This is a genomic window from Bradyrhizobium huanghuaihaiense (genome assembly GCF_025200885.1).
In the GTDB taxonomy this organism is placed as follows: domain Bacteria; phylum Pseudomonadota; class Alphaproteobacteria; order Rhizobiales; family Xanthobacteraceae; genus Bradyrhizobium; species Bradyrhizobium huanghuaihaiense.
In genome coordinates, this window is record NZ_CP104172.1 from 1,065,050 (window position 1) to 1,077,466 (window position 12,417).

Genomic DNA, 12,417 nt, shown 5'->3' on the forward strand with positions numbered 1-12,417 from the left:
CGCCAATATTCAGAGGTCGTGTCATGACCGACATGTTCGTATCGCTCGGCACCTGGAACTGGCTGATCTTCGGCTTCATCCTGATGGCGCTGGAGACGATGGCGCCGGGCGTCTTCCTGTTCTGGCTCGGGCTGGCTGCTTTGCTGGTGGGCCTGATCTCGTTCGCCGTCCTTCTGTCCTGGCAGATCCAGCTCGTGATGTTCGCGGTGTTCGCCGCCGCGGCCGTCCCGGTCTGGCGCCGCCTCGCCCGGCCGAAGGTGGATGAGAGTGCGAGCCCGTTCCTCAACAAGCGCACCGAGGCGCTGCTCGGGCGCGAGTTCACGCTGGAGAAGCCGATCATCGACGGCAGCGGCACCGTGCGCATCGGCGACACGGTGTGGCGTGTTGCCGGCCCGGACACGCCGGCGGGGACGCGGGTCAAGGTGGTGCAGGTGGACGGCGCGAACCTGACGGTCGCGGCAGCGTAGCCCGCCGTCATTGCGAGCGAAGCGACGCAATCCAGAATCTTTCCGCGGAGACAGTCTGGATTGCTTCGCTTCGCTCGCAATGACGAGTCTGTTGGGACGACATCGCGAAACTCAGGCACCGCTCTTGCTGCGCCACCGGTCCGCAAACCGGTGCAGCGGCATGAAGGTCTCGCACAATTCCCGCCCCAGCGCCGTCAGCCCATAGCCTCCACCGTCGCCGAGCTCCACGAATCCCGCTTCGCGCAGCTCCGTCAGCCGCGCTTGCAGCACCGTGGGCGAAGCTTCGTCGCAGGCGGTGCGCAGGGCGCGCGAGGTGAGGGGCTCCTCGCGCAATTCCCATAATATCCGCAAGGCCCAGCGCCGGCCGAGCAGGTCGAGCAGCGCCATGATCGGCCGCCCGGTGCGCGAACCGCGGACACTGCGTGTCTTTGAGTCGGCCTGTTTCGCCATCGACGGTCCCTTGCGTCGTGCTACAAATAGTGTAGCGTATTGCTACGATAATTGTAGCAACGGAGGCCGCCCATGTCTTCCGCCGTGTCCCAGGCCATGCCGCGCATTGCCCCGCTCACCCCGCCTTATCCCCCGGAGATCCAGGCGCAGTTCGACCGCATCATGCGCGGCGCGCCGCCGCTGGGGCTGTTCCGGGTGATGGCGGGCCACACGCGCGCCTGGGACAAGTTCCGCGCCGGCGGACTGCTCGATCCCGGGCCGCTGCCTTTGCGCCAGCGCGAGATCGTCATCGACCGCACCTGTGCGCTGAACACATGCGAATATGAATGGGGCGTGCATGTCGCGATTTTTGCCGGGCCGGCCAAGCTCACCGAGGACGAGGTCCGTGCTACCGTGCAGGGCGATGCGACGTCTGCCTGCTGGGCACCGGCCGAGCAGGCGCTGATCGCAGCCGTCGACGCGCTGCATCACCGCGCGACGTTGAGCGACGAGGAATTCGCCGCACTCTCGGCGCATTACGACGAGGCGCAGATTCTGGAGATCATGCTCTTGTGCGGCTTCTATCGCACGGTGTCGTATCTGGCGAACGGGCTGCGGTTGCCGCTGGAGGAGAACGCGGCGCGGTTTCCGGCGCCGCTCTAACCGCCGTCGTTGCGAGCGCAGCGAAGCAATCCAGAGTCTTTCCGGAGAGGCAGACTGGATTGCTTCGCTGCGCTCGCAATGACGAGTGGAGGGAGTGTGTGCCTACGCCACGCCCGCGCGCAGCAGATCGTGCAGGTGCACGATCCCCACCACCTTGTCCGCCTCGGTCACCAGCAGCGTCGTGATCTTGCGGGTGTTCAGCACCTCGATCATCTCGCTCGCCAGCATCGAGGGCGGCACGGACTTCGGCTGCCTGGTCATGATCTCGTCGACCGTCACGGTCAGAAGGTCGGGCCGCATGTGGCGGCGCAGATCGCCGTCGGTGATGATGCCGACGGCTTCGCCCGCATCGTTGACGATGCAGACGCAGCCGAGCCCCTTGGCCGACATCTCGACCACGGCGTCCGACATCTTGGTGCCTTCAGGCTTGAGCGGGATCTCCGCGCCCGTGCGCATGTAGTCGCGGACGAATTTCAGCATCGCGCCCAGCTTGCCGCCGGGGTGGAAATGCGCGAACTCCAGCGCGGTGAAGCCGCGGCCTTCGAGCAGCGCGATCGCGATGGCATCGCCGATCGCGACCTGCATCATGGTCGAGGTGGTCGGCGCCAGATTGTGCGGGCAGGCCTCGCGCGCCTTGGGCAGCTCGATCACGATGTCGGCGGCCTGGCCGAGCGAGGACGAAGCGTTCGACGTCACCGCGATCATCGGGATCGCAAAGCGCGCCGAATAGTTCACGAGCGTCTTCATCTCCGGCTGCTCGCCGGACCAGGACAGCGCCATGATGACGTCATCGGTGGTGATCATGCCGAGGTCGCCATGGGCGGCTTCCGCGGTGTGGACGAAGAAGGCCGGCGTGCCGGTCGAGGCCAGCGTTGCCGCGATCTTGCGTGCCATGTGGCCGGACTTGCCGAGCCCGGTGACGATGACGCGGCCCTTGGCGTTGCGGATCAGCTCGACCGCCTTGGCGAAGGTCGCGCCCAGCGGGCCGCGCAATGCGGCGGCGAGGGCGTTGATGCCGCCGCTCTCCGTCTCCAGCGTGCGGAGCGCGGATTCGACGCTATCGGGGGTGGAGCCGGATGATTGGGTCATCAGCGGTTTCGAACTCGGCATGTCCAGGTCCAGGGAGGAGGGGCGTTCGCCCGTTGGCGCCTGCTTAGCACGCCGCCGCTCTTGAGGCGACGAGAGCCCTAATGCCCTCAACCGGTCATTAACCATAATTGTTTTAACTCCATTAACGATGGGTTCCCGCCAGCCGGTTGGAGGCCGTCTTGAAAGTGTTTGATTTCGTTGGAGTTATTCCATCGTGGGGTCGTCTCCAGGCAGGGGCCGGAGCAAACGCGCGCATTTCCTGCGCGCCGCTTTGCCGTGCCTCGCGCTGACGGCCCTCGGCAGCGCCCCGGCAGCGGCCCAGAGCCTCACGCCCGACCTGTTCAATCCCAACCGCGGGGGCTTTGCCTCGCCCGACACGCTGCCGACGCGCCGCACGGCGGCCGTGCCGCAGGCGCCCTCGGATGCGCTGCCGGCGCTGCCCGATCCCAATGCCGATCCGCGCAAGAGCCAGCAGGCGCCGGCAACCTCCCGTGTCGGCCAGGTGCCGACCTATGGCCTGCCGGCTGCCAATGGCGCCAGCGGCTCCGGCTACGACTCGTTGAACCGCAAGCGCCAGCAGCCAAAGCTCTATCCCGGCCAGCCGAAGCCGAAGCGCGCGCTCGGCCCCGGCTCGCCGCCGCCGCCGGCAACGCCGGTCAGGACGCTGGGTCCGCCGCGCATCGCGCCGCCGCCGTCCGAGAATGCGCACAAGACGCCGGTCGCCCCGGCGATGGCCGGCAACGTGCCCGGCCAGCCGCTGCGCCGTCGCCTCAAGGCCGATGACGATGCGTTCAGCGCGGTCGGCGATTACGCCGGCAGCTTCCTGATCAAGGGCGGGCTCGAGCTCTCGACCGGCTACGACACCAACCCGGCGCGCTTGAACAAGCCGGTCGGCTCGCCGGTCTATGTCGTCGCGCCTGATCTCCTTGTCGCCTCCGACTGGGAGCGCCACGCGCTGGTCGCGGATTTGCGCGGCTCGTTCTCGGGCTACACCAACAACATGCCGGCGACGATCAACGGCTTTGCCTCGCCATCGCCGGTCGAGATCGATCGCCCCGACTTCACCGGCCATGCTGACGGCCGCGTCGACGTCAGCCGGGATCTCAAGCTGACCTCGCAGCTGCGCCTGCGGCTTGCCACCGACAATCCCGGCAGCCCCAACGTGCAGGCCGGCCTGCAGAAATATCCGGTCTATGCCACCTACGGCACGACGATCGGCTTCGACCAGACCTTCAACCGCTTCCAGGTCGCCGCCGGCGCCACCGTCGATCGCACCGCCTACACCGATTCAAAGCTCACCGACGGCTCGACCTTCAGCAACAACGACCGCGACTTCAACCAGTATGGCGGCGTCGGCCGCTTCTCGTACGATCTGAAGCCGGGGCTGAAGCCGTTCGTCGAGATCCAGGGCGACACCCGCGTCCACGACCAGGCTGCCGACCGCAACGGCTTCTTCCGCGATTCAAACGGCGGCTACGCCAAGGTCGGCTCGTCCTTCGAATTCTCGCGCATCCTCACCGGCGAGATCTCGGTGGGCTACTCCGCGCGCAACTATGTCGATCCGCGCCTCAGCCAACTCGCCGGCTTCCTCACCGCAGGCTCGCTGATCTGGAATGCGAGCGGTCTCACCACGGTGAAGTTCTTCACCGATACGCAGATCAACGAGACCACGGTCCCCGGCTCATCCGGCGTGCTCGTACACACCTACGCCGCCGAAGTCGACCACGACTTCCGCCGCTGGCTCACCGCCATCGGCAAGTTCACCTACGGCACCTACGACTACCAGAACCAGAACCGCAACGACAAAACCTACTCGCTCGAAGGCAATTTGATCTACAAGCTCAACCGCAACGTCTGGATCAAGGGCACGCTGCGCCACGACATCCTGGATTCGAACCAGGCGGGGTCCAGCTCGCAGGGGACGGTGGTGATGGTCGGGGTGAGGTTGCAGAATTAAGGGTTGTTGCTGACCTACCTGCGGCGCCAAATCCTCAGGTGTCGTCCCGGCGAAAGCCAGGACGACGGCGGAATGCTTGTCTACCGCTGAGCTATCGCAGCTCGCCGCGATTACCGCGGCAGATCCGTCTTCCCCATCAGGAACGTGTCGATCGACCTTGCGCACAGCCGTCCTTCGCGGATCGCCCACACCACCAGCGACTGGCCGCGGCGCATGTCGCCGGCGGTGAACACGTTGGGGCGCGAGGTCTGGTAGTCCAAGGTGTTGGCCTTGACGTTGCCGCGCGGGTCGAGCTCGACCGAGAGCAGCTTCAAGAGACCCTCGTGCACGGGGTGCACGAAGCCCATCGCGAGCAGGATGAGCTCGGCATCGAGCTCGAACTCGGTGCCGGCAATCGGCTTGAACTTGTCGTCGACGCGGACGCAGTGCAGCTTCTTGACCTGGCCGTTCTCGCCCGAGAATTTTTGCGTCAGCACGGCGAATTCGCGGACCGCGCCTTCGGCCTGGCTGGAGGAGGTGCGCATCTTCAGCGGCCAGTTCGGCCAGGTCACGCCCTTGTTCTCGCGCTCGGGCGGGGCGGGCATGATCTCGAGCTGGGTCACCGACAGCGCGCCCTGGCGCAGCGAAGTGCCGATGCAGTCCGAGCCGGTGTCGCCGCCGCCGATGACGACGACATGCTTGCCGCCGGCGAGGATCTCCTGGACGCCGTTCAAGGACTCGCTGGAGACGCGGCGGTTCTGCTGCGGCAGGAAATCCATGGCGTAGTGGATGCCTTGGAGGTCGCGGCCGGGGATCGGCAGATCGCGCGGAGCTTCCGCGCCGCCGGTCAGCGCCACGGCGTCGTACTCGTTGAGCATCTCGCGCGGATCGACATTGCCGTCCGCGCCGACATGGCTGTTGTAGTGGAAGGTGACGCCTTCGCCTTCCATCTGCTTGACGCGGCGGTCGATGACGCCCTTCTCCATCTTGAAGTCGGGGATGCCGTAGCGCAGCAGGCCGCCGGCCTTGGCGTACTTCTCGAACAGATGCACGTCATGGCCGGCGCGCGCGAGCTGCTGCGCGCAGGCCATGCCGGCCGGGCCCGAGCCGATCACGGCGACCTTCTTGCCGGTCTTCTCCGCGGCGACTTCCGGCTTCAGCCAGCCATTGTCCCAGGCGCGGTCGACGATCGCGCATTCGATGGTCTTGATGGTGACCGGGTTGTCGTCGATGTTGAGCGTGCAGGACGCTTCGCACGGCGCCGGGCAGATGCGTCCCGTGAACTCGGGGAAATTGTTGGTCGAGTGCAGATTGCGCGAGGCCTCTTCCCAGTTGCCCTGATAGACGAGGTCGTTCCAGTCGGGGATCTGGTTGTTGACCGGACAGCCGGGCGTGCCCGGCGCAACCGAGCCGGTGCCGTGGCAATAGGGAATGCCGCAGTTCATGCAGCGCGCGGCCTGGTCGCGCACTTCCCGCTCGCTCAAGGGAACGACGAACTCGTTGTAATGCTTCACGCGCTCGGCGACCGGGGTGTACTTGCGGTCGTGCCGTTCGATTTCCAGAAAACCCGTGATCTTGCCCATTAAACCCGAAGTCCCTGCCGCTTAATTCGTTTGTTGCTTCTTCAACCGTCATTGCGAGGAGCGAAGCGACGAAGCAATCCAGTCTGCATCTGAAGAAAGTCTGGATTGCTTCGCTGCGCTCGCAATGACGGGCGCTGATATTCTTACGCCCCGATCGCGATTTTCGGCTCGGCGTCCGCGTTGGCGGCCATCTCGCGCAGCGCGCGCCGGTACTCGACCGGCATCACCTTGCGGAATTTGGGCAGCCAGTCCTTCCAGTTGGCAAGGATCTCGGTGGCGCGCTTGGAGCCGGTCGCCTTGGCGTGGCGCGAGATCAGGACGTGCAGCCGCTCGACGTCGGAGGCGAGCAGGTTCTTGAACACGTCGACCCGGCCATGCGCCTCGAGGTCACCGGCGTGGTTATAGGTGCCGGCGTTGATCAGCTCTTCCGACAAGACCGGCTCGAGCTCGACCATGCTGAGATTGCACAGCTTGTCGAAGCCGCCGGTCTCATCGAGCACATAGGCGATGCCGCCGGACATGCCGGCCGCGAAGTTGCGCCCGGTCTTGCCGAGCACGACCACGATGCCGCCGGTCATGTATTCGCAGCAATGATCGCCGGCGCCTTCGACGACCGCGACCGCGCCCGAGTTACGCACGGCAAAACGCTCGCCGGCGACGCCGCGGAAGTAGCACTCGCCCTGGATCGCGCCGTACATCACGGTATTGCCGACGATGATGCTCTCTTCCGGCACGATGCCGCTGTTGGCAGGCGGCTTGACGATGATCTTGCCGCCCGAGAGGCCCTTGCCGACATAGTCGTTGGCTTCACCTTCGAGCTCGAAGGTGACGCCCTGCGCCAGCCACGCGCCGAAGGCCTGGCCGGCAGTGCCCTTGAGGCCGACATGGATGGTGTCGTGCGGCAGGCCGGCATGGCCGTAGATCTTGGCGACCGCGCCCGACAGCATCGCACCCGCGGAGCGGTTGGTGCTGTTGATCCTGGCCTCGATCTTCACCGGCGCGCCGCGGTCGAGCGCAGGCGTCGCCTTCTCGATCAGCGTGCGGTCGAGCACCGCCTCCAGATGATGGTTCTGGCGCTCGGAGTGATAGATCTTCTGGCCCTTCTCTTCCTTCTGCTTGACGAACAGCTTCGAGAAGTCGAGCCCCTTGGCCTTCCAGTGCGCAACCAGACGGGTCTGGTCGAGCAGCTGAACCTGGCCGACCATCTCATTGAAGGTGCGGAAGCCGAGGCTCGCCATGATCTCGCGGACTTCTTCCGCAACGAAGAAGAAGTAGTTGATCACGTGCTCGGGCTGGCCGGTGAAACGCTTGCGCAGGACGGGGTCCTGGGTCGCGACGCCGACCGGGCAGGTGTTGAGATGGCACTTGCGCATCATGATGCAGCCGGCCGCAATCAAGGGGGCGGTGGCAAAGCCGAATTCGTCGGCGCCCAAGAGCGCACCGATCACGACGTCACGGCCGGTGCGGAAGCCGCCGTCGACCTGGACCACGATGCGGCTGCGCAGCCGCTCGCGCACCAGCGTCTGATGGGTTTCGGCGAGGCCGATTTCCCAGGGGCTGCCGGCGTGCTTGATCGAGGTCAGCGGCGAAGCGCCGGTGCCGCCCTCGAAGCCCGCGATGGTGACATGGTCGGCGCGCGCCTTGGCAACGCCCGCCGCGACCGTGCCGACGCCGATCTCGGAGACGAGCTTGACCGAGACGTCACCCGTCGGGTTGACGTTCTTGAGGTCGTAGATGAGCTGCGCCAGATCCTCGATCGAGTAGATGTCGTGGTGCGGCGGCGGCGAGATCAGGCCGACGCCCGGCGTCGAGTGCCGGACCTTGGCGATGGTCGCGTCGACCTTGTGGCCGGGCAGCTGGCCGCCTTCGCCGGGCTTGGCACCCTGCGCCATCTTGATCTGCATCATGTCGGAGTTGACGAGATACTCCGTGGTGACGCCGAAGCGCCCCGAGGCGACCTGCTTGATCGCCGAACGCATGGAATCGCCGTTCGGCATCGGCTTGAAGCGGTCGGCTTCCTCGCCGCCTTCGCCGGTGTTCGACTTGCCGCCGATCCGGTTCATGGCGATCGCGAGCGTGGTATGTGCCTCGCGCGAGATCGAGCCGAAGCTCATCGCACCCGTGGCGAAACGCTTGACGATGTCCTTGGCCGGCTCGACCTGATCGAGCGGGATCGGCTTGCGCTTCTCTTCCTCGGCGTTCTTGATCCGGAACAGACCCCGCAGCGTCAGCAGACGCTCCGACTGCTCGTTGAGGATCTTGGCGAAGGCGCGATAGCGCTCCTGCGAATTGCCGCGCGCGGCGTGCTGCAGCAGCGAGACCGACTCGGCGGTCCAGGCATGGTCCTCGCCGCGGCTGCGATAGGCATATTCGCCGCCGACGTCGAGCGCGCTCTTGTAGACCTGCGCCTCGCCGAACGCGTCGGCATGGCGGCGCACGGCTTCTTCCGCGATCTCGGCAAGACCGACGCCCTCGACGCGGGTATGCGTGCCCGCAAAGAACTTCGACACGAAGTCCGCCTTGAGGCCGACGGCGTCGAAGATCTGCGCGCCGCAATAGGACTGGTAGGTCGAGATGCCCATCTTGGACATCACCTTGAGCAGGCCCTTGCCGATCGACTTGATGTAGCGCTTGACGATCTCGTAGTCGTCGAGCGAGCCGGGCAGGCGGTCCTTCATCGCGATGATGGTCTCGAACGCGAGGTAAGGATTGATCGCTTCGGCGCCGTAGCCCGCGAGGCAGGCGAAGTGATGCACTTCGCGCGGCTCGCCGGATTCGACGACCAGACCGACCGAGGTGCGCAGTCCGACGCGGATCAGATGATGATGCACGGCGGCGCAGGCCAGCAGTGCCGGGATCGGCACCCGGTCGGTGCCGACCATGCGGTCGGACAGGATGATGATGTTGACGCCCTCGCGCACCGCGCTCTCGGCGCGCGCGCAGAGCTCGTCCAGCACCTGGTCCATGCCGGCCGCGCCGAGGCCGGCGTGGAAGGTGGTGTCCAGCGTGCGCGACTTGAAGTGCGACTCGGCGACGTCAGAGATCGAGCGGATCTTTTCCAGGTCCGCGTCGGTCAGGATCGGCTGGCGCACTTCGAGGCGCTTGGTCGTCGCCATGCCCTGCAGGTCGAACAGATTCGGCCGCGGTCCGATGATGGACACGAGGCTCATCACCAGCTCCTCGCGGATCGGGTCGATCGGCGGGTTGGTGACCTGCGCGAAGTTCTGCTTGAAGTAGGTGAACAGCGGCTTGGCCTTGTCCGACAGCGCCGAGATCGGCGTGTCGTTGCCCATCGAGCCGGCGGCTTCCTCGCCGGTGGCCGCCATCGGCGTCATCAGGATGGTGATGTCTTCCTGGCTGTAGCCGAACGCCTGCTGGCGATCGAGCAGCGACAGGTTGGAGCGCACGCCGGTGGTCGGCACCTTCGGCAGCTCTTCCAGCACGATCTGGGTCCGCTCCAGCCACTCCTTGTAGGGATGGCTCTTGGCGAGCTCGGCCTTGATCTCGTCGTCCGGGATCAGGCGGCCCTGCTCGAGGTCGACCAGCAGCATCTTGCCGGGCTGCAGGCGCCACTTGGTGATGATCTGGTCCTCGGGGATGGTCAGCACGCCCATCTCGGACGCCATCACGATGCGGTCGTCCTTGGTCACGAGATAGCGCGCCGGCCGCAATCCGTTGCGGTCGAGCGTGGCGCCGATCTGGCGGCCGTCGGTGAAGGCGATCGCAGCGGGGCCGTCCCACGGCTCCATCAGCGCGGCATGATATTCGTAGAAGGCGCGGCGCTTCTCATCCATCAAGGGATTGCCGGCCCACGCCTCCGGAATCATCATCATGACGGCGTGCGGCAGCGAGTAGCCGCCCTGCACCAGGAATTCGAGCGCGTTGTCGAAGCAGGCGGTGTCCGACTGGCCTTCGTAAGAGATGGGCCAGAGCCGGTTGATGTCCTTGCCGTAGAGCTCGGAACTCACCGAGGCCTGGCGCGCCGCCATCCAGTTGACGTTGCCGCGCAGCGTGTTGATCTCGCCGTTGTGCGCGATCATGCGATAGGGATGCGCCAGCGACCACGCCGGGAAGGTATTGGTCGAGAAGCGCTGGTGAACGAGCGCGAGCGCGCTCTCGAAGTCAGCCTCGTGCAGGTCGGGATAGTACTTGCCGAGCTGGTCGGCGAGGAACATGCCCTTGTAGATCACGGTGCGGCAGGACATCGAGCAGGGATAATAGCCCGCAAGGCCGCGGTCGCGGCGCTGGTAGATCGCCTGCGAGATCGACTTGCGCAGGATGTAGAGCCGGCGCTCGAACTCGTCCTCGGTCTTGGCGGTGCCGTTGCGGCCGATGAACACCTGCATGCAGGCGGGCTCGGTCGGCTTCACGGTGACGCCGAGCGAGGAATTGTCGGTCGGCACGTCGCGCCAGCCGAGCAGGGTCAGACCCTCTTCCTTGATCTGGTCGGCGATGATGCTCTTGATGACGTTGCGCCAGGCCGTGTCGCGCGGCATGAACAGCGCGCCGATGGCGTATTCGCCGGGCGCCGGCAGCGTGAAGCCCAGCTCCTTGGCCTTGCGGCTGAAGAAGGCGTGCGGGATCTGCACCAGGATGCCGGCGCCGTCACCGGCGCGCGGGTCGGCGCCGACGGCGCCGCGATGCTCGAGGTTGCAGAGGATGCTGAGCGCGTCCGAGACGATCTCGTGCGATTTCTTGCCCTTGATGTTGGCGATGAAGCCGACGCCGCAAGAGTCCTTCTCCAGGCTCGGATCGTAAAGACCTTCGGCCGGCGGGCGCGAATTGTGCTCCTGAATCGGATCGGTCGTTTTCGAGGCGACCGTCGCCGACAGCTCTTCTGCCACGATGTTTGCGCGCTCGAATTGCGACCCGTTCATTGTTCCTGTCCTCTCCATGCGGCAAGCTGCCTCACCGCTCTCGTCGGCGCACCTTGGGCGTTCCGCGGCACCCGCCTCTGGGTCACCGCTCGTCCGTTGCGAGCCGCATTTTCTTAAATTCAGGCCTAGGCGTTCTACGTCCCCGAGAACGGCTTTGCCTGTTTGCCTTCTTGGTGCTCGAGAGCACCGACTTTCGTTGCAATCCCTGTGCCGGAACCGCAAGCAAATTTAAGACAGCTTTCCTGTCCTAACCATCACCTTGCCAAATTTTTGTCTACCACACAAGCGCGCGGAAGTCCCGATTCCCGATAAGTCAATCAATCGCTTTCCGAAAGTTGCGCGGCCCCGGTTTTGAAGCAAACGCGCCCTGATCCGGCCCTGTGGACGCCGAAATCCCCAATGAAGCTTCGGAACGGCCCTTCGGAAGGCGTGTCACGCCGCAAGAAGCGAAAGAGCGCACTCCACGCGGGGCCTGACAGGAGCGTCTCGACCATGAAGTTTTTCACAGGATGTGTCGCCGCCGCCGCGCTGGCGCTGGCCGCAAGCACGGCTCAAGCGCAAGTTCCCGGGAACGGTATTACGGGAGGGGCCATGATCGCGGTGTCGGATTTCGACGGCCCCTATGCGCCGCCGGAAGCCGCGCCGCCCCCGCCGCCGCGCTACGGTTACGGCTATGGCTACGAAGAGCGTGGCCCGGCTCCGGCACTGTTGCCGCCGACCGAGGTTTACGCGGTGCTGCGCGACAACGGCTTCTCGCCGCTCGGCATCCCGCGGCTGCGCGGCAGCGTCTACACCATTGCGGTGATCGACCGCCGCGGCGACGACGGCCGGCTGGTGATCGACGCCCGCGACGGCCGGATCATCCGCTTCATGCCGGCCGCCGATGCCTACGGCATGGCGCCGCCCTATGAGGAGCGCGCGGTCGGCTCTTACGGCCCGCAAACCGCGCTGCCGCCGCCGACCATGATCCGCAGCGGCCCGCCGCGCCCGCCGGCTCCAATCCCGCATGTTGCGAGGCGCACCGTGCCGCTGCCCAAGGCAGCTCCGCCGCGCGGCGAGGCGCCGGTCGCGGCGGTGAAGCCGGCCGAGCCGGCGGCACAGCAGGCGCAGGCACCGCAGGCTCAACCTGCACAGGCGCAAGCTCCGCAGCAGACTGCCGCCGTGCAGGCAAAGCCCGCCGAGGCCGCGCCGCAAGCCACCGCGCCAACCGTCGAGGCCAAGCCTGCTCCAACGATCCAGCCGACGCAGGAGATGCCGGCGGCGCAGGGGCTGGATTAGCGCTTAGGCGCCTTGGTCATTGGACGTGAGAGGGTGACCACACCAACGGTGTCGTCCCGGCGAAGGCCGGGACCCATACCGCGAGGTCTATCGAG

8 protein-coding genes are annotated in these 12,417 nt (G+C 66.0%); 4 read left to right on the forward strand and 4 right to left on the reverse strand.

Annotated elements, in window-relative coordinates; translation table 11 throughout:
* Positions 1-23: 23 nt before the first annotated feature.
* Positions 24-467, forward strand: a complete 444-nt coding sequence (locus N2603_RS04965; RefSeq protein WP_018648538.1) for an NfeD family protein — start codon at positions 24-26, stop codon at positions 465-467.
* Positions 468-578: 111 nt separating this feature from the next.
* Here N2603_RS04965 and N2603_RS04970 read toward each other — a convergent pair whose 3' ends face one another.
* Positions 579-917 carry a winged helix-turn-helix transcriptional regulator gene (locus N2603_RS04970; protein WP_260387900.1) on the reverse strand — a complete coding sequence of 113 codons (339 nt, stop codon included), beginning with the start codon at positions 915-917 and terminating at the stop codon, positions 579-581.
* 72 nt (positions 918-989) lie between these two features.
* Between N2603_RS04970 and N2603_RS04975 the strand changes: the two genes are divergently transcribed.
* Complete coding sequence (locus tag N2603_RS04975) at positions 990-1,559, forward strand: carboxymuconolactone decarboxylase family protein (RefSeq protein ID WP_260387901.1); 570 nt, start codon at positions 990-992, stop codon at positions 1,557-1,559.
* Between the two features lie 102 nt (positions 1,560-1,661).
* On the opposite strand, the gene N2603_RS04980 is transcribed toward N2603_RS04975, so the two are convergent.
* Entirely contained in the window at positions 1,662-2,669 is a 1,008-nt protein-coding gene (locus N2603_RS04980; RefSeq protein ID WP_260387902.1) for a KpsF/GutQ family sugar-phosphate isomerase, read from the reverse strand.
* A 193-nt stretch (positions 2,670-2,862) separates the two neighbouring features.
* On the opposite strand from N2603_RS04980, the gene N2603_RS04985 reads away from it, so the two are divergent.
* On the forward strand, positions 2,863-4,605 hold the full coding sequence (locus tag N2603_RS04985) for an outer membrane beta-barrel protein (RefSeq protein WP_260387903.1): 1,743 nt from the start codon (positions 2,863-2,865) through the stop codon (positions 4,603-4,605).
* Positions 4,606-4,715: 110 nt separating this feature from the next.
* On the opposite strand, the gene N2603_RS04990 is transcribed toward N2603_RS04985, so the two are convergent.
* Both N2603_RS04990 and gltB read right to left on the reverse strand, forming a co-directional pair.
* A complete protein-coding gene (locus N2603_RS04990; RefSeq protein ID WP_260387904.1) occupies positions 4,716-6,167 on the reverse strand; it encodes a glutamate synthase subunit beta in 1,452 nt (483 codons plus the stop codon).
* Positions 6,168-6,310: 143 nt separating this feature from the next.
* On the reverse strand, positions 6,311-11,044 hold the full coding sequence (gltB, locus tag N2603_RS04995) for a glutamate synthase large subunit (protein ID WP_018648532.1): 4,734 nt from the start codon (positions 11,042-11,044) through the stop codon (positions 6,311-6,313).
* A gap of 492 nt (positions 11,045-11,536) precedes the next feature.
* Here gltB and N2603_RS05000 point away from each other — a divergent pair, with 492 nt between their 5' ends.
* Entirely contained in the window at positions 11,537-12,322 is a 786-nt protein-coding gene (locus tag N2603_RS05000; protein WP_260387905.1) for a hypothetical protein, read from the forward strand.
* The last annotated feature ends 95 nt before the right edge of the window (positions 12,323-12,417 follow it).